20 protein-coding genes, 1 tRNA gene and 1 riboswitch are annotated in these 21,733 nt (G+C 69.0%); of the genes, 8 read left to right on the top strand and 13 right to left on the bottom strand.

Going from position 1 to position 21,733, the window contains the following annotated elements; all coding sequences use genetic code 11:
- Positions 1-15 precede the first annotated feature (15 nt).
- On the top strand, positions 16-1,194 hold the full coding sequence (locus BKA15_RS17845) for a DUF418 domain-containing protein (RefSeq protein WP_179752958.1): 1,179 nt from the start codon (positions 16-18) through the stop codon (positions 1,192-1,194).
- Here BKA15_RS17845 and BKA15_RS17840 read toward each other — a convergent pair.
- On the bottom strand, positions 1,148-1,606 hold the full coding sequence (locus BKA15_RS17840) for a rhodanese-like domain-containing protein (protein WP_179752957.1): 459 nt from the start codon (positions 1,604-1,606) through the stop codon (positions 1,148-1,150). The genes BKA15_RS17845 and BKA15_RS17840 overlap by 47 nt on opposite strands.
- Positions 1,603-2,085: a cysteine dioxygenase gene (locus BKA15_RS17835; protein ID WP_179752955.1), complete on the bottom strand. Its 483-nt coding sequence runs from the start codon at positions 2,083-2,085 to the stop codon at positions 1,603-1,605. Before BKA15_RS17835 ends, BKA15_RS17840 begins: the two co-directional genes overlap by 4 nt.
- Before the next feature lie 213 nt (positions 2,086-2,298).
- Positions 2,299-2,411: riboswitch (SAM riboswitch) on the bottom strand.
- Between the two features lie 113 nt (positions 2,412-2,524).
- Between BKA15_RS17835 and BKA15_RS17830 the strand changes: the two genes are divergently transcribed.
- Positions 2,525-2,851, top strand: a complete 327-nt coding sequence (locus BKA15_RS17830; protein WP_179752953.1) for a hypothetical protein — start codon at positions 2,525-2,527, stop codon at positions 2,849-2,851.
- Between the two features lie 71 nt (positions 2,852-2,922).
- Positions 2,923-5,415, top strand: a complete 2,493-nt coding sequence (locus BKA15_RS17825) for a glycoside hydrolase domain-containing protein (RefSeq protein WP_179752950.1) — start codon at positions 2,923-2,925, stop codon at positions 5,413-5,415.
- Here the strand turns inward: BKA15_RS17825 and BKA15_RS17820 are convergent.
- Positions 5,409-7,136: an ABC transporter ATP-binding protein gene (locus BKA15_RS17820; protein ID WP_179752948.1), complete on the bottom strand. Its 1,728-nt coding sequence runs from the start codon at positions 7,134-7,136 to the stop codon at positions 5,409-5,411. The genes BKA15_RS17825 and BKA15_RS17820 overlap by 7 nt on opposite strands.
- A 191-nt stretch (positions 7,137-7,327) precedes the next feature.
- On the opposite strand from BKA15_RS17820, the gene BKA15_RS17815 reads away from it, so the two are divergent.
- Both BKA15_RS17815 and BKA15_RS17810 read left to right on the top strand, forming a co-directional pair.
- Complete coding sequence (locus tag BKA15_RS17815; protein ID WP_179752946.1) at positions 7,328-7,957, top strand: hypothetical protein; 630 nt, start codon at positions 7,328-7,330, stop codon at positions 7,955-7,957.
- 70 nt (positions 7,958-8,027) lie between these two features.
- Positions 8,028-9,029 carry a phosphotransferase gene (locus BKA15_RS17810; protein ID WP_179752944.1) on the top strand — a complete coding sequence of 334 codons (1,002 nt, stop codon included), beginning with the start codon at positions 8,028-8,030 and terminating at the stop codon, positions 9,027-9,029.
- On the opposite strand, the gene BKA15_RS17805 is transcribed toward BKA15_RS17810, so the two are convergent.
- Positions 8,977-9,819 carry a phosphotransferase gene (locus BKA15_RS17805; protein ID WP_179752942.1) on the bottom strand — a complete coding sequence of 281 codons (843 nt, stop codon included), beginning with the start codon at positions 9,817-9,819 and terminating at the stop codon, positions 8,977-8,979. The genes BKA15_RS17810 and BKA15_RS17805 overlap by 53 nt on opposite strands.
- Positions 9,820-9,964: 145 nt before the next feature.
- Here BKA15_RS17805 and BKA15_RS17800 point away from each other — a divergent pair, with 145 nt between their 5' ends.
- A complete protein-coding gene (locus BKA15_RS17800) occupies positions 9,965-10,402 on the top strand; it encodes an HIT family protein (protein WP_179752940.1) in 438 nt (145 codons plus the stop codon).
- A gap of 75 nt (positions 10,403-10,477) precedes the next feature.
- On the opposite strand, the gene BKA15_RS17795 is transcribed toward BKA15_RS17800, so the two are convergent.
- From BKA15_RS17795 to BKA15_RS17775, 5 genes are all read right to left on the bottom strand, one after another.
- Complete coding sequence (locus BKA15_RS17795) at positions 10,478-11,440, bottom strand: hypothetical protein (protein ID WP_179752938.1); 963 nt, start codon at positions 11,438-11,440, stop codon at positions 10,478-10,480.
- Between the two features lie 111 nt (positions 11,441-11,551).
- Positions 11,552-12,034, bottom strand: a complete 483-nt coding sequence (locus tag BKA15_RS17790; protein WP_179752936.1) for a PIN domain-containing protein — start codon at positions 12,032-12,034, stop codon at positions 11,552-11,554.
- Complete coding sequence (locus BKA15_RS17785; RefSeq protein ID WP_179752934.1) at positions 12,027-12,881, bottom strand: hypothetical protein; 855 nt, start codon at positions 12,879-12,881, stop codon at positions 12,027-12,029. The genes BKA15_RS17790 and BKA15_RS17785 overlap by 8 nt, the downstream gene beginning before the upstream one ends.
- Positions 12,882-13,015: 134 nt before the next feature.
- Entirely contained in the window at positions 13,016-13,588 is a 573-nt protein-coding gene (locus BKA15_RS17780; protein ID WP_179752932.1) for a DinB family protein, read from the bottom strand.
- Positions 13,561-14,328 carry a VOC family protein gene (locus BKA15_RS17775; protein ID WP_179752930.1) on the bottom strand — a complete coding sequence of 256 codons (768 nt, stop codon included), beginning with the start codon at positions 14,326-14,328 and terminating at the stop codon, positions 13,561-13,563. Before BKA15_RS17775 ends, BKA15_RS17780 begins: the two co-directional genes overlap by 28 nt.
- Positions 14,329-14,400: 72 nt before the next feature.
- Between BKA15_RS17775 and BKA15_RS17770 the strand changes: the two genes are divergently transcribed.
- Positions 14,401-15,342 carry a phosphotransferase gene (locus BKA15_RS17770; protein WP_312879099.1) on the top strand — a complete coding sequence of 314 codons (942 nt, stop codon included), beginning with the start codon at positions 14,401-14,403 and terminating at the stop codon, positions 15,340-15,342.
- 314 nt (positions 15,343-15,656) lie between these two features.
- Here the strand turns inward: BKA15_RS17770 and BKA15_RS17765 are convergent.
- Positions 15,657-15,730: transfer RNA gene (locus tag BKA15_RS17765), tRNA-Ile, on the bottom strand.
- Between the two features lie 73 nt (positions 15,731-15,803).
- Complete coding sequence (locus tag BKA15_RS17760; RefSeq protein WP_312879098.1) at positions 15,804-16,616, bottom strand: helix-turn-helix domain-containing protein; 813 nt, start codon at positions 16,614-16,616, stop codon at positions 15,804-15,806.
- A gap of 71 nt (positions 16,617-16,687) precedes the next feature.
- On the opposite strand from BKA15_RS17760, the gene BKA15_RS17755 reads away from it, so the two are divergent.
- Entirely contained in the window at positions 16,688-17,503 is an 816-nt protein-coding gene (locus BKA15_RS17755) for a phytanoyl-CoA dioxygenase family protein (protein ID WP_179752928.1), read from the top strand.
- Between the two features lie 363 nt (positions 17,504-17,866).
- Here the strand turns inward: BKA15_RS17755 and BKA15_RS35635 are convergent, their stop codons facing one another.
- Together BKA15_RS35635 and gyrA are read right to left on the bottom strand one after the other, a co-directional pair.
- Positions 17,867-18,595: a DUF3566 domain-containing protein gene (locus BKA15_RS35635; RefSeq protein WP_179752926.1), complete on the bottom strand. Its 729-nt coding sequence runs from the start codon at positions 18,593-18,595 to the stop codon at positions 17,867-17,869.
- A 485-nt stretch (positions 18,596-19,080) separates the two neighbouring features.
- Positions 19,081-21,714: a DNA gyrase subunit A gene (gene gyrA / locus BKA15_RS17745; protein WP_179752924.1), complete on the bottom strand. Its 2,634-nt coding sequence runs from the start codon at positions 21,712-21,714 to the stop codon at positions 19,081-19,083.
- Between the last annotated feature and the right edge of the window lie 19 nt (positions 21,715-21,733).

Here is a 21,733-nt window from a genome sequence, read left to right as displayed (position 1 = left end):
TGCTGGGCTGGTGCCATGACCAGTTCACCCGGACGGATGCTCGCCCCGGACCTCGCCCGCGGCTTCATGCTGCTGCTGATCGCGCTGGCCCACGCCCCGTTGTTGATCACCGGTCAGGACCTGGTGAACGTCGACGAGCGGCTGCGGCCGACCGGCAGCCTGGCCGATCAGCTGGCCAACCTCGGCCTCACCTTCTTCGTCTTCAGCCGGTCGTTCCCGTTGTTCGCCGCCCTGCTCGGGTACGGTCTCGTGTTGATCATCGAGAGCCGGCGGCGGCGCGGCGAGCCGGACGACGAGATCCGGTCCCGGGTCCGGCGGCGCGGCCGATGGATGTTGATCTTCGGCCTGGGAATGGCCCTGCTGGTGACCCCGGTCGAGATCCTCGGCCCGTACGGCGTGATCACCATGCTGATCGCCGGCGTACTGGTCCGGGACGACCGGACGCTGCGGCGGGTGATCATCGTGGTCGCCGGCATCGCCGTGATCACCTCCGTAGTGCTGGGTTTCCTGTTGTCGGCCAGCCCGACCGAGGAAGCGCCGGCGCTGGCGCTCGGTCACCTGGGGTATGCACCGGCCGATCTGATCTACCGGCTGATCAGCTGGGTGTCCGGGGTGATCATCAACGTCACCCTGTTCCCGGTCGCGCTGGCCGTGCTGGTCGGTGTCTGGGCGGGCCGCCGGCGACTGCTCGAGGAACCGGAGCGGAACCTCGGCCTGCTGCGCCGGATCATCGCCGTCGGGCTGCCGGTCTCGATCGTCGGCGCGGTTCCGCTGGCCCTGATCAACACCGGGGTGCTCGCGCCGGGCCACGGTTGGTGGGCGCAGGCGCTCCATGTGACGTCCGGGCTCGCCGGCGGCTTCGCGTACGCGGCGATCTTCGGGCTGATCGGCCGCCGCGTCCCGGCCGACGCGCGCTGGGCCCGGCCGCTGACCGCGATCGGGCAGCGATCACTGACCTGCTACATCGTCATGGAGGCGGCGCTGATCCTGCTCTCGTCGACCGCGTTCCTCGGCCTCGGGGCCTGGGTCGGCCCGGCCGGTTCGCTGCTGATCGCGCTCGCCGCCTGGCTGACCGCGGCGATCGTGGCCAACCTGCTGCAGGCGGCGAACCGGCCCGGCCCGGCGGACTGGCTGCTCCGCCGGCTGGTCAACCGGCCGCGCCGGGTCGCCGAGCCGGTGAACTCGAGTGGGTGATCAGCCGCGCGAACCGGCCGGGCGGCGTGCCCGGATCGCAGACCAGCATCTCCGACCACTGCCGCCAGATCGCGTCCAGCCAACCGCGGTAGCCGCCGCTGACCCAGGTGACGTTGCCGCGACCGCGCCGGTGCAGCACCTCGGCCAGCCGGTCGGAGCGGTCGCCTGAGCCGCAGACCAGGATCACGGTCGCCTCGTCGGAGAGGTCGAGCTCGGCCACCTGGTCGGCGCCGAGCTGCAACGCCCCGGGCAGTTCCCCGGACCGGCGGCGTTCGGCCGGTGACCGGAGGTCGATCACGGTAGCGCCGGCGTCCCAGGCGTGCCTGGCCTCGGCCGGGGTCAGCGCCGGGAGTCGCGACGCGATCCGGCGGGGTGGCGCGGTGAGGGTCGTGCCGGCGGGGGAGAGGGTCACTGCGGCGCCCCGACCAGTCGTACGTCCACCGAGTCGAGCAGATCGCCGTAGCGCGCGTACCGCCTGGCCTCGACCAGGGTCGGCGGATACAGGTGCAGGCTGATCGCCGGATCGGGCGAGCTGTTCACCAGCCGGTGGATGTGGAACGGGCCGAACTCGGCGGGCCGCCCGGCCGTGTGCTCGATCGGCTCGGGATCGATCTGGGCCGGCCGGGTCGGGTCGCCCCAGGCCAGGTGCTCCAGCAGGGTGCCCTGCAGGACGAGAATGACGCCGCTGCCGGCGCCGTGGTCGTGCCAGTCGGTCGACTGGCCGGGCAGCCAGGTCTGCAGCCAGGCCTCGTAATCGGGCGCCGAGTGCAGATGGGTACGGAAGCGGCGGTCCGGGTCGAACGTGACCGCGGAGTGCCAGAGCCGCGGCGTGGCCGCGATGATCCGGGCGTGCTGGATCAGGTGGGGATTGGGGGAATCGAAGTCGGACATGATCATCCTCGGGGCAGGGCCGAGCCTCAGGCCGCCGTACGGCGAGCCGGGCAGGGCGGAGTTGTCGAAGGGACGCGGTCAGCGCATTCGACAACAGACGGCGCTCGCCGTCCGAGCAAGATCAACATGGAGCCGGGAGCGGAACGTCGCCGCGGGGTCCCGCCAGAGCGGTTCCGCTGTTCCCTTCGTGATCATTCGTGCCTCCGCATGTCTGGAAGTGGCTTGTCCGACGTTGTGCCGGACCAGGTCCTCACCCGGAGCACCCCACCCGCTTCCGCGAGGGTTGCCGGTCAGCGAGCCGGGGCTTGACGCTGACACTCATGACCTGCCGTCGATGATCCACGACGACCGGCGCCGGATTCAACCGAGTTCGCCGGTGTCCCACATCACGGACGGGGTCCAGGTTGGAAAAATCGCTCACCTGTTCGATACTGACGCCATGGCAGGTGTCAGGGACTCGTTCTGGTGGGAGAAGCTCTCGCCCGAGGAGCAGCAACAGGTCGAGAACGAGGAGTGGCCGGCGGGGGAGACTGCTCGCTACCTCAGCGACCACACCCGGATCGAGGTCGAGGCCCGAGTCGTCTGGGCCCGCGACGGGGAGGAATGGGTCCGCGGCCACGTCACCCGCTGGGTCCGCCCGGTGGTCCTGGTCGAGCTGCACGACCGGCGCCGGCAGCGGGTCTGGCTGCCCGCCGGCGACGTCCGCCGGGTGATCGAACCCGGACCCGACCGCGGCCCGCCGCCGGACGCGGAGCCAGTGGTCTAGTCGGGTTGGTTGTCGCCGTGCTCGGCCGGTTCCAACAATGAGGTTTCCACCGACTGTAGGGGAGTCAGCCGATGAAGCCGTTCCCGTTGTTCGCTGCCCTGGTGCTCGCCGTCGCCTGCGTGGCGACCGCGCTCACCGCACCGGCCGCCGAATCAGCTGCGAAGCCTTTGCTCTGGGCGGCGCGCGCGTCCACCCACGTCTTTCCGGACTCGCTGCCGGACGACACCGGCGGTGCCTCGGCACTCGCCCTCGACTCGGCCCGGAACGAGTTCGAGGCCGGCCAGGTGGTCGTCCGCTGGGACCGCGAGTTCACGATCAAGAAGGTCTCGTTCGGCTCGCTGACCGCCGGCCGGCACACGATCGCCGCGTCGAACCTGACGTACAACTTCGTCAAGTTCACCTCGCTGAACCACAACTCGGTCTTCGACAAGAACGGCAGCAAACAGATCGTCTACGCACCGAGCCGGCCGGCGCCGGACGACTTCCCGGACGGGCTGTCGAACACGCCGTCGATCAAGGTCGGGGCGAACCGGACCCAGCCGGTCTGGGTCCGGGTCAAGGTGCCGCGGGACGCCGCCGGCGGGGTCTACCGCGGCACGGTCACGCTGGAGACAGACCGAGGCAACCTGAGCCTGCCGCTGTCGATCAACGTCCGGCCGGTGACCATCCCGGACGCCAAGGACAGCGGCTTCACCGACGTCGAGTGGACGTTATTCTTCGGTACGGTCTCGTATCAGGAACCGCCGGTGGAGACGATGCTCGCCAACTACGGCTTCTCCCCGTTCAGCCCCGAGTGGTGGAAGCTGATGGAGGACTACGCGCGGATCCGCAAGGACTACCGCAACAACAACCTCTCGCTGCCGATGAGCACGCTGCTGATGCAGGGCGAGCAGACCAGGGTCGATCCCGACGGCACCGTGCACTTCGACTGGAGCCGGGTCGACGAGGTGGTCGAGTTCTTCACCGAGCGTGGCACCGTCAGCCGGCTCGAGGGCCTCTGGATGGCCGGCGGCCCCGGCTACTGGTCGAAGTGGGACGTCGAGACGCTGGCCACCGGGCCGGACGGGAAGTTGATCAAGAAGTACGTCGACTGGGACACCGCCGAGGCCGACAGCTACATCACGCAGTACGTCACCGCGCTGCGTGATCATGTGAAGGCCAAGGGCTGGGACCAGCGCTGGTGGATGCATGTCGGCGACGAGCCGCAGGGCGCGGTCGGCAAGGAGGGCTGGCTCGGCATCTACGGCAAGATCAAGGCGATCTGGCCCGAGGTCAAGATCGGCGACGCCACCTTCCACGAAGGCCTGGCCAGTGAGATCAGCCAGTACGAGGACGTCGTGATCCCCAACCTGCTCAACTACGAGACCCACCCGGCGGCCTGGGACAAGGCACGCGCGGAGGGCAAGGATCTCTGGCTCTACAACTGCAACATCCCGACGCTGGGCTTCCTCAACCGGTTCGTCGACCAGCCGCAGTACTACCAGCGCCTGATCGGCTGGCTGGCCGCGGCGCGCGGCGCGAACGGGCATCTGCACTGGGCCTTCAACAACTGGAACATCTCGATGGACGACCAGGAGGTGAAGGGCGACTTCTGGACGGTCAACGTCGACAAGGAGCACAAGGACCTGTTGGAGCGGACGCTGCGGCTGGAGTCGCTGCGGGACGGCATCGAGGACTGGGAGGTGATCGAGATCCTGAAGCGGAAGCAGCCGGGGCTGGCCACCGACCTGGCCAAGGCCCTGGCCAGCAAGCCGGGCACCTTCACCGGCGATGTCACCTACCTGGAACGGATCCGGGCGCTCGTCCTGGACGCCGCCGCCGGCAAGCCGCTGGCCGGGCGGAACCTGGCGAAGGTGATCAAGACCGGCGGAGCTGTTGATCTTGGTGCCCAGCACCAGGTGGACGGAGTCTTCGTCACCTGGGGTGATGCTCATCCGGAGTCGTACACCATTCAGACCTCCTACGACGGCAAGAGCTGGGTCGACGCCGGCACCCGGACCGGGTCCAAGGGCGGTGCGGAGTTCGTCGGGCTGAACGCCAAGGCGCGCTACGTCCGGCTGAAGGCCGCGGCGCCAGGCCTGGTCGACTTCAAGATCGCGGGGGCTCCGGTCGGCCGGCCGAACCTGGTCGGCGGGATGACGTACCACAAGTCGTGGGAACCGCCGAAGGACTTCGCCGACGACACGCTGCTGGAGTCCACCGACGGTGTCGTGTCGGACAACTTCGGCGACAAGAGGCCATACGTGATCCAGGGTGCTCCGGACGAGACGAAGGATTTCTCGGTGACCTTCGACTTCGATGCCCCGAAGACGGTGCGGGAGGTCGACGTGCAGGGGTACGTCGAGTACTCCTACTATCGCCCGGACACCGTGCGGGTGCTGACCAGCGTCGACGGCACGGCCTGGACCGACCGGGGTGGGCTGACCCGGCCGAACGACGCTTCCGGCAACCGCTACCTGGTCCGGTTCGCGCCGGTCGAGGCCAAGCACGTGAAGATCGCGTTCACCCGAACCTTCACGAAGCGGGACAACGGGGTGTTCATCGACGAGATCGAGGTCTACTGACCACCGCGCCCTGAGCCTGTCGAAGGGCAAAGCCGGCCCGAGGCGAGCCGCACGGTGCGATCAGCGTTCTCGATCGTGCTCGGCCGATGCGCGATGATCAGCAGCGTGCGGCCCGCCAGGTCCTCGGTGATCGCCCGGTGCAGCGCGGCCTCGGTCAGCGCGTCCAGGTGGGCGGTCGCCTCGTCCAAGATCACGATGTCGGGCTGGGCCAGGAACATCCGGGCCAGGCTCAGCCGTTGGCGTTCGCCGCCGGACAGCCGGAAGCCGCGATCGCCGACCACGGTGTCCAGCCCCTGCGGCAGACCGTCCACCAGCTCGGCGAGTTGGGCCCGGGCCAGCGCACGGCGAAGTTGATCATCGTCCGCACCCGGTCGGGCCAGGGTGAGGTTGTCCCGGAGGCTGGCGTGCAGGACGTACACGTCCTGGGTGACCATGCCGATCGCCCGGTGCCGGCTCTCGCCTGACAGCTCGGCCAGGTCGATGCCGTCGATCATGATCTTGCCCCGGGTCGGCCGATGGATGCCGGCGGCGAGCAGGGCCGTCGTGGTCTTCCCGGCACCGCTCGCTCCGACCAGGGCGGTGATCCCGCCCGGCACCAGGCTGAAGCTCAGGTCGGTCACGGCCCAGTCCTGATCAACCGCATCACCGGCCGCCTCGGCGGCAAGGTCCGGCAGGGTCGCGGTGCCCGGAGCCGGGTGCCGGAACCAGACACCGTCGAAGGACAGCCGGGTCGCCCGGCCGGGCAGTGACCGGCCACCGGTGCTCGGGTCGGTCGGCAGGTCGAGCAGTTCGAAGACCTTCTCCAGGGCCACCAGGCCGCCGCTCAGACCGAGTCCCTGGATGCTGATCATGATCAACGGGTCGTAGATCATCTTCACCAGTGCGGCCATCGCCACGATCTCGCCGACCGAGGCCCCGTTGATCGCACCGACTCCGTACACGACCGCAACGCCGACCGCCGCCAACGCCGTGGTGACGAGCTGTGACGTGTAGAACGTCCGGTTCCGACGGATCAGGATCTCCCGCAGCCGGCCGATCAGGCCTCCGAAGGCGGCCAGCTCGGTCGCCTCGGTGCGGTACAGCCGCCGGGCCACCGCGCCCTCGACGTTGCACCGTTCGGTCAGGAAGTGCTCCAGCTCGCTGCTGGCGGCGGTCTGGTCCCGGCCGGCCGCGAAGAGCCGGCGGGTGAAGCTCCGCATCGGGAGCAGGAACAGTGGCACCATTGCCAGGACCAGCGCTACGGCCAGCAGGTCGATCCTCGCCAATGTGATCACGGCGATGATCAACAGCACGCCCTGTCCCACCAAGGTGCCGAAGATCGTCTGGATGACACCCTGCGCCTCGACCGGGCTGCGGGTGAGGCGGGATACGACGGCGCCGGCCTTCGACTCGGCATGGAACGCGTATGGCTGAGTCAGGACGCGCGTGAAGAGTTCGTACCGCAGCCGCTCCGAGATTCGGGCACCGAGCTCGGCGCCGGTCGCGTTGGCGACCGCGTTCACCGTCGCTGCGACCACGCCGGCAGCGAGGGCGAGCCCGGTCCAGCCGAGCGCGAGGTCGACTCGGCCGGGAACCAGGCCGTCGTCGACGATTCGCTGGAACGCCAGCGGAACCGTCACAGCCAGGCCCGCCGAGACGAGCAGGGCCGTGAGATAGCCGACGAGTCGGAATCGTTGCATGATCAGCCGCGGCCAGAGCCGCAGCGGGAGAGAAGAATTCACCGAGACCTCGATTCGCTTCGCAGCGGGCCCCGGCTCTCGGTGTCAGGGTCTAGGTGCGGCTCTCGGGCAACGCTGTCACTGGATCGGACATGATCGTCACCCCCTTCGCACCTGACCCGGGCACGGTAGCAGCGCCGGGGGCGCGGGGGAAAGGACTTTTCAGGTCCGGCGAACCGCGGGACGATGGCCGGGTGGACGACGCCGACCCGACCGATCCGGAGATCCGTCGCCGCATCCTGGAACTGCGGGCAGCGGTGCGGCTCAGGGACGGCCGCCCGAACGACGGTCGCTGCGGTCACGTGTCGGAGGCGATCGAGGCCGAGTTCGGCTGGCCGCGCCGGTGCGGTTATCTGCTGTTGTTGGATTCCCTGATCAGCTGGGTGCACTGCTGGAATGTCCGGGCCGACGGCGCCATCGTGGACGCGACCGCCGACCAGTTCCAGGACCAGTGGCTCGGCGACGTGATCACGATCCCCCCGGGCGATCCGTACCATGATCATTACCGGATCCGGGCGCCGGAGTGGATGATCACGATCGACCCGTCCGGCCCCGTGCTGCACTGCCGGTCCGGTGACGAGACGCAGTTGATCATCGGCGACGATCCGGACCGGCCGTGGTTCGGCCTGGCTCGTTCCTTCGTGCTGATGCTGACCGGCCATGCCGTTCATGATCAAGTCATCGACCTGGCAGCCCGGGTGCTGCGCGCCCGTTCCGGTGCGCCCGACCCGATCCCGTCCCCGGAGCTGCTGCACCCGCTGGTGATCCAGTCCGTCCGGCTTTCGAAGCCCTGGGTCGCGCCGGAGTTCCGCGATCCCGTGTAGGGCTCAGGTTGCGACGGCCAGCAGCCCGACCAGCGCCCGCGGAGGTCGCGGTTCGCAGTACCGTGCCGGGATGACGGAAGCGGGAACCGGTCCCGGCCTGCGCGACGACCTGGCGGACGCGCTGGCGGCCTGGGAGCTCGAGCCGGTGACGGCGGTACAGCGCGCGGCCGGCGGCACGATGAACGAGACGTTCGTCGTGACGACCAGGACGCGCCGCGTGGTGCTGCGGCGGCACCGCCGGACCGATCGCTCCCTGATCGAGCGGGAGCACGCGGTGATCAGGTACGCGATCGGTCGGAGCATCCCGACCCCGCCGGCCCTGCCCACGCCGGCCGGGGAGGTGATCGTGTCCCGCGACGGGGTCTGCTACTCCCTGTTCGCGTACGCCCGCGGCACCCAGGTAGCCCGTGATCGACTCACCGTGGCCGAGGCCCGAGCGATGGGCCGAACCCTGGCCCACCTGCATCTCGCCCTGGCCGACTGTCCGGCGGCTGCACCGCCGCGGCCGCCGACCCCGGCGGACCGCTCACGTACCGAGGCTCGGCTGACCGAACTGTTGAACCTGATCATGGCCCGGCCCGACCGGACTGAGACGGATCGGTGGGCCGAGCAGCATGTGCGGACGAAGCTGGACTGGCTGTCCGGCCATCCCGAGCCGGCTCGGCACGCCGTTCCGATGGCGGCACAGCAGTTGGTGCACGGCGACTTCCAGGAGTCGAACCTGTTCTTCATCGGCGACGAGGTGTCGGACGTGATCGACTGGGACAAGGCGGAGACCCGCTGGCCGCCGGAGGAGATCATCCGCACCCTCGACCTCTCCTTCGACCTCCGCCCGGACCTCTGCGCCGCGCTGCTGGCCGGCTACCGCACCGTACGTGACGTCGCGCCGGACGAGCTCGACCGGGCGGCCGCCAACTACTCCCATGATCAACTCCACGGCCACTGGCTGTTCGACGAGATCTACCGGCGCGGCAATGATCGGGTGCGGGCGTTCCTGGAGCCCGGCCCGTATCTGCCCTTCACCGATCGCTGGGTTGAGCTCGGCTGGACCCTCGACGGAGAGCCTTGTTGATCATGGACGTCCACCGCGGGATCCGTCGCAAGGTGTGCCGGAGCCAGCCGAGGGTCTGGGAGGCAGCTTCGGCCTCTTCCTCGTGAGCCGAGCCGACGGCCGCCCACTGACCCAGCGACCGTTGGGCTTTGAACTCGTACCAACTCGCGATCCCGGCGACCCACTTGGCCCAGTCCGCCAGCCGCAGCGACTCGATCCGCGGCTCGCGCCTACCGGCTTCGTCCCAGTCGAGAATGATCAATTTCGCATCGTGGCCAAGACTGTTCTCCGGTTTGTGATCACAGTGCGTCGAGATCCCGCGCCCGGCATCCTCGACCCCTTCGGACACCAAGGCCTCCGCCTCCGCCAGCGTCGACCAGCCTTCCTTGATCAACTCGGGCCAGCGTGCCGCGAAGGCATCGTAGGTGGCCCGATCGGGCCGCCTCCACAACTGCTTGATCGGCAAAGCCGCGTCCCACGTCGCACCGAACGTCTGGATCCGAGCCAGTGATCGTCCGGCCTCGCAGACCGTCGCCTCGTCCACCGGCCGCCCGAACTCCCGCCCCTGGCTCCAGCCGTGCACCCGGACCAGCGCCGACTTCCCACCCGACCCGACCATCGGCCGCAGCAGCCGTCCCTCCCGATCCACGATCGGCTCCGCCATCGGCACCACGCCGGCCTCGAACACCGCCCGCTCGAACTCCGCAGCCCGCCCGAGCTCCTCCTGCACGGTGGACGCGGGCAGTTCCTTGATCACGCGGATCCCGGCCGCGGTCTCGAGACGCCAGACCAGATTGGCGCTGTTCCCCATGGGTCGGATGGATCGCGGAGCGCCGAGCCCGCACGCCGCGCACACCTCCCGGAAGAACTCCCGGCCACACGCGAGCACCCAGTCTTCCTGGCCCCAAGGCGGGAATCCAGTTGATTCCCGCCCCGAAACCCCGGAGCATCGCTGGATGTCCCGACCCTGCGTCTTCTGCTCTCTCCTCCACGACGAGGGACCGGCAACCTGGCTGCACCGCGGTGATCATGCTTCGGCGCTGCTGCCATTGCCGTCCGGACGGCTCGCCCCGGGCCACACGCTGGTAATCCCTTCCGAGCATGTGCTTGGTGTGCAGGACGCGCCGGCCGAGGTGCTGCGGGACACCGTCCTGTTGGTTCAGCGGGTGGCCCGGAGCCTCACGACTGCCCTCGACGCGGCCGGGGTGAATGTGCTCAACGCGAGCGGGCCGCACACCGGCCAGTCCGTCGAGCACCTGCACTTCCACGTTGTCCCGCGCTGGGAGGGGGACGGCCTGGACACCTGGCTGCAGGGGAGGTCGAGTCGCATGGTCGCAGACGACTGGCTGCACACGGTTCGGTCGGCGCTGCGTGATTCGCTGTCGCAGAATTGACGGTAGTTTCCCTTCCACCGTTGGAATCCGTCCGATCCGGAAACTACCGTCATTTCTGCGACAGTCAGGCTCCGGTCACTTGGTGCCGCGGTGGCTCAGGTCGACCCGCATGAGCGTGTACGGCGCGGCGACCTTCTCCGACAGCGTGAAGTAGGACGTGCCGTCGGCCTCGTACTCGATCGCCTCGCCCTGCCGCTCGGCGGTGTCGGTCAGTTCCACCCGCTCGCCCGTGAACGGCAACAGAGACTGGCGTTCGGCGCGGAACTCGTACACCTTCGTGTAGGTCCGCACCAGCAGCCGGTTCTTGCGCGGGTGGAACGCGGCGGCGGTGATCTGGGCCGAGTTCGCCTTCCCGTTGACGATCGGCAGGGTCAGGTCGGCGACCTTGATCAGCGTGCTGACCACGCCCGGCTTCGGCAGCGGGTTGGGGAACTTGTAGACCGGGCTGATTCCGCTGCTCGTCTTCAAGATCACGTAGATCTCGCCGGTGACCGGATGCACGGCGAGCGCCTCGGCGTCAGGCCGGCGCCCGTCGGGATACACGTACGGGAAGTAGTCGCCGGTCAGGGTGCCGCTGGTCTGGCCGGACGCCAGGTCCGGCTCCCGGACCCGTACCACGGACATGATGTTGTCCGGCTTCTCCGCGTACCCGCTGTTGGTGCCGATGTCACCGGCGAAGATGCAGCTGCCGGCCGGGCAGGGACCGACGGCCATGTCCTCCCAGTCGTACACGTTCGGGATCGGCACGGTGTATTTCCCGAGCACCTCGCCGTCGTGCTCGGACACGGCGATCATGGTCTGCCGGTCCTTCTCGCTCTGTACGTAGAGCACGTCGCGATTGACCCGGCTGGCGCCGAGCCCGGACGGCTGATCGAGCACGCTCAGCGGCAGTGCGGTGTTTCGCTGACCGTCCACGTACCCGTCCCACAGCTGACCGACCACGATCGGGGCACTGGACGGATTGGCGTGCGCCGCGGTCGGCGCGAGCACCGCACTGAGGACGATCAACGGGACGATCAGCCGGACGAAGAACTTCATGGACGACCTACCTGGAGTGATGAAGAGCGACGGGGCCGTTCCCCTGCCGGCGTCGAGCCTGACACAGTTTCTGCTACGTCGCAGACGACTCGGTCAAGGTTCCCCTGCGGTTCATCTGGGGCTCAGCAGACCTTTCCTGTCCGGAGGTCCGATCCCGTCCTGATCTTCGTCGAGGGCCTCCAGCAACCGCAGCTCGGGAACGCCCCGATAGATCGCGGCGCCGGTCAGCAGCGGCAGTTCGTACGCCAGGGCGGTGGCCGCGACCCAGGCGTTGCCCTGGTGCACCTTGTCGGCGAGGGCGTGCCCGCGAGCTCGACAGGCCGCCCGGAGTTCCGCCCAGGCATTGATCACCGCGGGGGTGACGGGGGCGGTCGGCGTGCGCTCGACCTGCGCGGTGAACCGCTCCGCGCTCTCGGCTTCCCACCGGTGGACCAGCGGAAGGAAGCGCAATTCCGCCTCGGTCTGCGCCGCGATCACGGGCTGCCTGCCGACGAGCAGCCGGCGCCACGTCGCGACCTCGGCGCTCTGGTCCCGGCGACCGAGGATGACCCGGCTCCAGACGTCGGTGTCGACCAGGACGAGTTCGTCAGCCATCGAGCGCCGCCAGCAAGTCGTCCAGCTGCTCGGGCGCCAACTCCAGCGGGGCGGGCGCGGGCTTCCTGGCCGCGGTGTGGACGACCTCGGTCAACGACGGTACTTCCGCAGCGCCGATCTGCCGGTCGAGATCCAGCCGCTCCGCGATGACGGCCTGCTCCATCCGATGGTGGCCGGTGCCGCGGCCGAGCGCCAGGACTCCGGTTGCGGTCACGGCCTCGCCGACCAGATGGGCGGCCGTCTCCGCGTTCCGGACGTCGATCAGGTCGATCCCGTTCTGCGCCGCGTCGCGGAGCCGGAACCGGGCGGTCCGCAGATCGACCATTTCCAGTACGCCGTGGATGCCGGACTCGCCGATGCCGCCGGGGATGCGTCGTCGCCAGGGATCGCGGCTGAGCAGGCTGGTCCGCACCTCGACCCGACCATGGCCGGGAACGGTGAGCTCGGCTCCCCTCGCGGCCTTGCTCAGCGCCACGACGAGCTGATCCACCGCGTCCGCGACCGACTCGGAGACGAACGCCGGCCGCCGGTTTGCCCGAAGCCCATGGGCCAGTTCCCAGAACGCCTCGTCCACCCCGGTGCTGATCGGGTCCGCGACATCGAGAACGGCCTCCTCGCCGACCACGAAGATCACCCGAGTGCTGCTCTCCGGAAGCCCGACCCGCACGGTGCCGAGCCGCTCCAGGGCGGCGTCGGTGCGCCCCAGTCCCGGCCGCTCGGCGACGGCCCGGGTGAGCCGGTACGTCAGTTCCTTGAACGCCTTGATCAGCGCCAGCGCATCACCGGCCAGCAAGGTGCCGTCCCGACTCGGATGGCCGAGGAGACGGATCTCGAACTCGCGCGTCATCTCCGCCCAACTTTTCCGTGATCAGCAACCATGGTCGTCGACCTCGACCCTAGGGTGCGGCTACGACAGTCGCGGCGGCCGGGTGGGTGCACCAACGAGCGTCCGGGCCCGCCTGCGACGCGCGGACTTCCGGCTCAATCGAAGCGGTGAGCGATCTTCGTGAGCCGCTTCGTGTACGCCGCCCAATCCGTGGCGTCGGGAAGATTGGAGTGACCAGGGAGGAGACCAACAGCACCGTCGAGTTGTTCGCGGAGGATGTCGACGTGCCCAGCGTGGCGCTGCAGGTCGGCGGTCTTGTGGATCATGACCTGGTGGAGCGTGACCTCCTCGTCGCCCCAATGGGCGACGTGGCCGATCGCGTCCAGCGGCAGGGCGTCGATGGTCTGGTCGGCGAACGACCGCACTCGGCGGTAGAGGTCGACGATGCCGGTGGCCGTCTCCGCTTCGGTGGCGTACCAGCCGGCCAGCGGATCGGGGTCGTCGGAAGCTACAAGCTCCTCCGGTGTGGCCCACGCGCGACCGAACGTCGGGCCGAAGTAGATCACCTCGGTGTTCAGCGCGTGCTTGACGATCCCCAGCAGGTTGGTCCCGGTCGGTGTTCGCGGCAACCGCAGGTCGCGCTCGGACAGACCTTCGAGTTTCCACAGCAGTACGTCGCGCGCACCCTGGAGGTAGTCCTTCAGAACGTCCTTGGCAGCGGCGACCATGCATCCAGACTGTCACGCGACCGGCGCCCGGCCGGACCGCCCCGGCCGAGGCTGAACGCGTGGCCGTCCGGGTCGGCCAACTCGACGCCGTCCGACGACTCGGACACCCGGGTCGCACCGAGCGAGACCAGTCGGTCCGACTCGCCGGCGACGTCCGCGGTGATCAGATCGAAGCGCTGCCAGGTCCTTGGGCTCTTGGCGTTGACCTCCTGCGCGCCCCATGAATCCCAGGAGATCTTGGTGCCGCCGAGCGGCGATTGGACCGCAGTCTGTTCGCCCCGGTCCCAGACCAGCGGCCACCCGAGTGCGTCGCGCCAGAACAGGCCGGCCGCCCTGGAGCCGTCGCACGTGACTTCGCCGAGGTAGCCCGTACCGGCCAGGAAGGTGTTGTCCGGCTCGATCACACACAGTGCGTTGCCGCCCGGGTCGGCCAACACGACCCAAGGGTCGTCGTGCCCTTGGCCCACGTCCAAGTGGCGACCGCCCAGCCGGAGCGCCTTCTCCACGGTTCGCTGCTGATCATCCGGGCTGCTGCTGGTCAGGTGCAGGTGCAGCCTCGACCGGCTGCCGTGTTCGGTGGCGGAGCTGACGAAGCGAAGCCCGACCTGGGTGTTGTCACCCGGCACCAGAACGCCACCCGGCTCCGTCACGACGCCCCGTCCGAGCAGCCCGGCCCAGAAGGCGGCTACCGCTGGTGCGTCCGCCACGTCGAAGCTCACCGCCTCCAGCCACAGAACCATCCCTGCACCCTAGGCCGAGCTTGTCGGCCGGGGCGACTGGTTTCAGCAGGTCGGAACACTCGGGTGAGTCTGGTGATCACCCTCCCGGCCTTGCGGCCCACACCTGCCTCGTTCCACCGTGACCTTCACACCGAATCTGATCGGCTGTCGGTGCCGTGCGGTAGGAAGATGCTCATGCTGGCTGAAGCTGATGCGGCAACTCTCGTTGATGAGGTCAATGCGGCGACGGGCGCCGATCTTGTTCTGCGAGGCATCGCGGCTCAAGGCGGAACTGGCGGCGCGGTGTTCGTGCGGTGGCCGGATGGTCGAGAGGGTGTAGCGACACCGTCGATCGCCCCACTGGCAGCGCTCCAACAGCAGGCTGAACTGATGATCCTGGCGCGATCACGCGGGATCTCGGTGCCCGAGTATCAGCTGGTTGTGCCATTGGCCGAGCGCCGGGTGATCGTGCAGGAACGTGTGCCGGGCGAGGTGAAGCGTCTGGACGTGGCGAAGCTGGAGACGATGATCGAGGTGAACGAGCAGTTCACTGACCTGCTTGCTGATCGCCCCGATGTGCCGGCGCCCATGCTGCTGCTTCGCCATGAGCGGGGCTGCGGCCCGCTGGAGACGCACAGTGCCCGAAGTCGCCGGTTGCTGGACTGCGTGCGTGAGGTCGGCGATGTTGAGATGCACGGGACTGATCTCGTGCATGCCGACCTCAATCACACCAATGTCCTGTTCGACAATGACGACACTTTGACTGGTGTCATCGATTGGGACCTGAGTACGGCTCGGGGAGATCGTCACTTTGGGCTGGTCAAGATGCGCTACATCCTTGAGTGGGAGGCGCCGGACCCCGTCGTACTGGCGCGGTTGGACGAGATTCTTGAGGATCTGATCGAGCCGGAGACGCTGCGGGCGTATTGGGCTCATTGGGGCCTTCGCCTGGTGGATTGGACGATCAGGCACTTCAAACCCAGGGATGTTGACCTGCACCTGCGTCTGGCGGAATCACGGCTGCTAGCCCTGTGAAGGGGCGAGCCAGGGGTCGGAAGTCCACCATCCTGCACTGGCGCCGCAATCCCACACCGGCGCCGCACTCCCACACCGGCGCCGTAGGGGGTCTGGGGGACTCGGTCCCCCAACGGAGGACCCCCGACCTAGGCGAGCGTTGCCACAGCAACCGAGCAGAGCGAGCCAGAGAAGTCGGACGTCCACCATCCTGCACTGTCGCCGCAATCCCACACCGGCGCCGTAGGGGGCCTGGGGGACTCGGTCCCCCAAAAGAGGACCCCCGACCTGGGCGAGCGTTGCCACAGCAACCGAGCAGGGTGAGCCAGAGGGGGTGGGCCTAAGTGGACTTGAACCACTGACCTCTGCCTTATCAGGGCAGCGCTCTAACCGTCTGAGCTATAGGCCCGCGACTGCGGAGTGCCCGAGTGGGCACGAACGGACAGATTAGTCCTTCCGGAGACCTTGCTCAAATCGGTATCTCAGCGGCCGTCCCGGAGCCGGTACGCGGACGGGCTGAGACCGACCTGGCGGCGGAAGCGGGTCGAGAAGTAGAGCGGGTCGGGGTAGCCGACTTCGGCGGCGATCTCGGCGATCGGGCGGGTGGTCAGGTCGAGGAGTTGCTTGGCCAGTTCGATCCGGCGGGCCTGGACGTACTGCTGCGGACTGCTGCCGACCTGCTCGGCGAACAGGTGGCCGAGGCGGGAGGGGGAGAGGTTGGCGACGGCGGCCAGGTCGGCGATGGTCAGCGGGTCGGTGAGGTGGCGGCCGACGTGTTCGCTGACGGCGAGGACCCGGTCGTCCATCCGGCCCTCGGCGGGGTTCTGGGTGTCGCACCAGAGCAGGGCGAGTTCGACTGCGTTGACGGCGAAGAGGCGGCCACGGGCCAGGCCGCTGAGCGAGTTCCGGGCCGCCAGGGCCAGGGCGTCGGCGACGCGGCCGGCCAGGGTGGGGGAGAGGTCGAGGACCCGCAGACCGGGGGCAGCCTCGGGCCAGTCGAGCAGGGCCAGCCACTCGGCGCGCGGGTGGAAGTGGGCGAACAACAGCTCCCAATGATCATGGTGGGAGCCGTAGTCGTGGACGGTCCCAGGCCGGAGCAGCGCGACCGAGTCCGGCCGGACGATCACCTCGGCCGCCCCGACGCCGAACCGGCCGGCGCCGCCTACGGTCTGGATCAGCAGCCAATCCGTGGTGCCGCGGCTGCGGTAGGTCGCGTAGTCCTCGCCCTCCGACAGGTGACCGGCCTCGACAGCGTCGATCTGCGGGATGTGCGACTCGACCCGTGTGATGCCCACAGCACGATCTTCCATGAAGACGGCCGTCGGTTCCATGGTCCGGTTCGAGGACCGGCCCGATGATCAGGTTTATGTCACATATCGTGCTTGATCAGGACGCCGACCTGGTCGACGCCTATCGCCGCAACGGGGTGGTCCACGTTCGGGGACTGCTCACCGCCGAGGAGATCGAAACGATCAAGGTCGCGTTCACCGAGCAGGTGGAGCGGGACAATTCGATCGGACACGACGACGGGGTCCCGCAGGACGATCCGCTGGCCCGCTATCCGCGATTCGTCCAGCCGCACCGCCGCTCCGATCTCGAGGTCGGCCGGCTGGCCCGGTCCTGGATGCTGGAACCCCGGCTGATCCAGCGGGTCCAGCGGTTGCTCGGGCCGACCTTCGCCGCCCAGTCGATGTTCTACTTCAAGCCGCCGACGGCCCGCGGCCAGGCGCTGCACCAGGACAACCTGTTCCTGCAGGCGCACCCGGAGACCTGTCTCGCCGCCTGGATCGCGGTCGACGACTGCGACGCCGAGAACGGCGGGCTGATGGTGGTGCCGGGCTCACACGTGTACGACCTCGAGTGCCCGGAGCCGGCCGACCTCAACGAGTCGTTCTCCGCGGTGCAGGTCTCGATCCCGCCGGGCCTGAGCACCGTACAGACCGAGATGCGGGCCGGCGACGTGCTCTTCTTCCACGGCAGCACGGTGCACGGGTCGCTGGCCAACAGCAGCGCCGACCGGTTCCGGCGGTCGTTGATCTTCCACTACGTGCCGCAGGCGAGCATGGAGATCGCGACGTTCTACCAGCCGCTGCTGACGCCGGGCGGCGACGAGGTGTGGATCGACGAGGCGGCCGGCGGCGGTCCGTGCGGGGTCGGTTGGGAGCTACCCGAAGGACACTGACTTCTGCGCGTACGAGAGCGAGACGCCCTGGGCCCGCGCTGGGCTCAGGGCGCTTTGGCTTGATCGGGGCCTGCCCAACGACCAAGCGACACGCCCCGACCTCCGCATACACGGACCGCCCCCGGGCCTACCGCGACCGTTCGCCTCACCATCGCAGCCTCGACATCGCCGAACGGACCGCTTGACCGGCAGAACTCGCCGAAAGTGAGGTCAAGTAGTCCGCTCAGTGACCTGGCGTCCGCACCTCGGCCGCGACGGCCGCGGTTCGCCGGGAACCCGGCTCAGCTGTTCCGGTTCGGGCGCGGTGGATTCGGGCTCAAGGAGCGTTGTGGTTGGGAAGCTCCGGGAGCGGGTGGCTCGGGATCAGTCCTCGGCGAGGGTGACCTCGAGGCCGCCGAGCATGGTGGCGGCGAGGTTGTAGAGGAACGAGCCGAGGGTGGCCAGGGCGGTCAGGATGACCACGTCGACGCAGGCGATCAGCGCGGCGACGCCCATCACCTTCGGCGTGTTCACGTACTCCTCGATCCGGAACGGCGTGGTGTCGTTCGGCGCGTCGGTGACGGACCCGATCATCAGGTTGACCGACTCGAACAGGCCGGAGCCCTGCAACACGGTCCAGATCGCGTAGACCGCGACCACCAGCACGATGCCGGCCGAGATCGAGAACAGGAACGACGTCTTCATCACCGACCACGGGTCCAGCCGGGACAGCCGGAGCCGGGCCTTGCGGGTCCGGCGGGCCTGACCGGCCTTCGGCGGCAGGCCGAGCTCGGCGCGGGAACGTTCGGTCGGCGAACCCGCCGATGCCGCGGTGCCGACGGTCCGGGTCGGCGAACCGACGTTGAGCATCTCGGTCCGGGGCGCGGACACCGGGCTGGTCGTGCCGGTGCGGGCGGTGTCCGGTCGAGGAACACCGGGCCGCGACGGTTCGGGCTGGCCGGTCCGGGCGGCCGGGCTCGGCTGCGGGCGGGCGCCCTGCTGGCCGGGCCGGGTGACGCCCGGCTGGTTGGCCCGAGCGACCGGAGTTCCGGGCTGCCGCGTTCCCGCAGCCGCTCCGGCACCCGCGGCGCCGGCAGCGCCCGGGCGGGCCACGGGCGGACGTTGGGTCGGAGCGCCGCCGGAGGACGGCGATCCGGCCGATGGACGCGGTGCGCCCGCGCCCGGCTGGGCCTTCTGACCGAGGCCGAGCTTGTTCCGCAGCGACTCCTTGGAGGCCCCCGGTTGCGGCGCCGGCTGGCGCCCCGGCACCGGCCGCGGCTGCGGGGACTGCGCCGAGCTCGGCTGCGGTCCACCCTGCCGCGGCGCACCCGGGCGGCCGGCCTGGCCGGAGCCGTTCCGGCCGTAACTGCCGTTCCCGTTCACCCCGTTGCCGTTCCCGTTCGGGGCCGGCTGCCCCGGAGCGGGAACGGGGCGCGGAGCGTTGGCGGGCCGTTGGCCGGTGACTACCCGACCGGTCCGGTTGGGCGATCCGGCGCTGTTCTGACCCCGAGCGGCGTTAGCCGGGCTGTCACCTCCGCCGGGTCCCGCACCCCGAGGAGGGATTCCCTCACGGGGAATCTGGCTCCGGTTGGCTTCGCTCACGTCTCATCCTCCTCAGCCCCGCCGGCTTCTGGTTCGTCACCAGCATCCGTTGCTTGCGGGGTGTTTGTCACGGCCTCCGGGGACACGTCCTGCGATTCGCCCACTGCCGCCTGATCGTCGGCGTCGGCGGACTCTGCGTCCAATTCGGCCGCTTCTGCTGTTGTCTCCGGATTCAGCGCGATGACCGCCACCGAATCCCCCTCGCGTACGCCAACGAACTTCACACCCATGGTGTCCCGGCCTTTGACCGGCACTTCAGCCACCGCACTCCGGGTGATCTGGCCACTGGCCTTGATGGCGATCACCTGGTCATTGTCCGTTACAACCAGCCCTCCGACCAAAGATCCGCGATCTTCGGCCAGCTTCATGGCCTTGATACCCAGCCCGCCGCGGCCCTGTTGACGGTATTCGGAGACCTTAGTCCGCTTCGCAAAACCGCCGTCCGTGACGGTGAAGACGTACAGCTCGTCCTCCTCGGCCTGCTCCCGGATGGTGGTCATCGAGAGCAGTTCGTCGCCGTCGCGGAACTTCATCCCGGTGACGCCGGAGGTGGCCCGGCCCATCGGCCGCAGCTGCTCGTCGCTCGCCGCGAACCGGATCGACTGGCCCTTCCGGGAGATCAGCAGGACGTGGTCGGTCGGCCCGCACGGCTCGGCGCCGATCAGCTCGTCGTCCTCCTCGCGGAAGTTGATCGCGATCACGCCGGCCTGCCGCGGTGAGTCGTACGCGGACAGGGCGGTCTTCTTGACCAGGCCGTGCTTGGTCGCCAGCAGCAGGTACGGATACGCCTGGTAGTCCCGGATCGCCAGCACCTGGGCGATCTCCTCGTCCGGCAGGAACGACAACAGCCCGGCGACGTGCCCGCCCTTGGCGTCCCGGCCGGCCTCCGGCAGCATCCACACCTTCGACCGGTAGACCCGGCCCTTGTTGGTGAAGAACAGGATCCAGTGGTGGTTGGTGGTCGCGAACAGGTGATCGACCTCGTCGTCCACCCGCAGCGACGCGCCCCGGACCCCCTTGCCGCCGCGCTTCTGCACCCGGTACTGGTCGGTGTTGGTGCGCTTGGCGTACCCGCCGCGGGTGATCGTCACCACGACGTCGGAGTCCGGGATCAGGTCCTCGGCACCGAGGTCGCCGTCGGCCGCGATGATCTGGGTGCGCCGGTCGTCGCCGTACTTGTCGACGATCTCGGTCAGCTCGTCGCCGACGATCTGCCGCTGCCGCTCCGGCTTGGCCAGGATGTCCTTGAGGTCGGCGATCCGGGTCTCGATCTCGGCCAGCCGGTCGATGATCCGCTGCCGTTCCAGGGCGGCCAGCCGACGCAGCTGCATGTCGAGGATCGCGTTGGCCTGGATCTCGTCGATCTCCAGCAGCTCGATCAGGCCGTCCCGCGCCTCCTCGGTGCTCGGGCTGCGCCGGATCAAGGCGATCACCTCGTCCAGCGCGTCGAGCGCCTTGACCAGGCCGCGGTAGATGTGGGCGTCCTTCTCCGCCTGGTCCAGCCGGTGCTGGGTACGGCGCTGGATGACCTCGATCTGGTGGTCGACCCAGTAGGAGATGAACTGGTCCAGCCGCAGCGTCCGCGGCACGTCGTCGACCAGGGCCAGCATGTTGCAGCCGAAGTTGTCCTGCAGCTGGGTGTGCTTGTAGAGGTTGTTCAGCACCACCCGCGGCTGCGCGTCCCGCTTGAGGACGATGACCAGCCGCTGCCCGGTCCGGGTCGAGGTGTCGTCGCGGATGTCGGCGATCCCGGTCACCCGGCCGGCGTTGACCAGGTCGGCGATCTTGACCGCGAGGTTGTCCGGGTTGACCATGTGCGGCAGCTCGGTGACCACCAGCAGGGTCCGGCCGGACTTGTCCTCTTCGATGTCGACCACGGCGCGCATGGTGATCGAGCCGCGGCCGGTCCGGTACGCGTTCTCGATCCCCTCCCGGCCGACGATCAGGGCGCCGTTCGGGAAGTCGGGGCCGGGGATCCGCTCGATCGCGGCGTCCAGCAGCTCCTCGGCGGTCGCCTCGGGATGCTGCAGATACCACTGCACGGCGGCGGCGACCTCGCGCAGGTTGTGCGGCGGGATGTTCGTCGCCATCCCGACCGCGATCCCCGGCGAGGGATTGACCAGGACGTTCGGGAACCGGCTCGGCAGGACGACCGGCTCCTGCTCCTTGCCGTCGTAGTTCGGCTTGAAGTCGACCGTGTTCTCGGTGATGTCGCGGACCATCTCCATGGCCAGCGGCGCCATCTTGCACTCGGTGTAGCGCATCGCCGCCGCGGGGTCGTTGCCCGGCGACCCGAAGTTGCCCTGCCCCTGGACCAGCGGTGCCCGCATCACCCACGGCTGGGCCAGCCGGACCAGGCTGTCGTAGATCGCGCTGTCGCCGTGCGGGTGATACTGACCCATCACCTCACCGACCACGCGAGCGCACTTGTTCCAGCCCCGGTCGGGCCGATAGCCGCCGTCGTACATGGCATAGAGGATCCGGCGGTGCACCGGCTTCAGGCCGTCCCGGACGTCCGGCAGCGCCCGGCCCACGATCACGCTCATCGCGTAATCGAGGTAGGACTTCTGGATCTCCTCCTGCAGATCGACGGGTTCCCGACGGTCCGCCGGCGGTGCGATCTCGCTCATTCAGTCACTCCATGATCAT

The organism is Microlunatus parietis (assembly GCF_013407955.1).
Lineage (GTDB): Bacteria > Actinomycetota > Actinomycetes > Propionibacteriales > Propionibacteriaceae > Microlunatus > Microlunatus parietis.
This window is presented reverse-complemented; position numbering and strand designations above follow the sequence as displayed.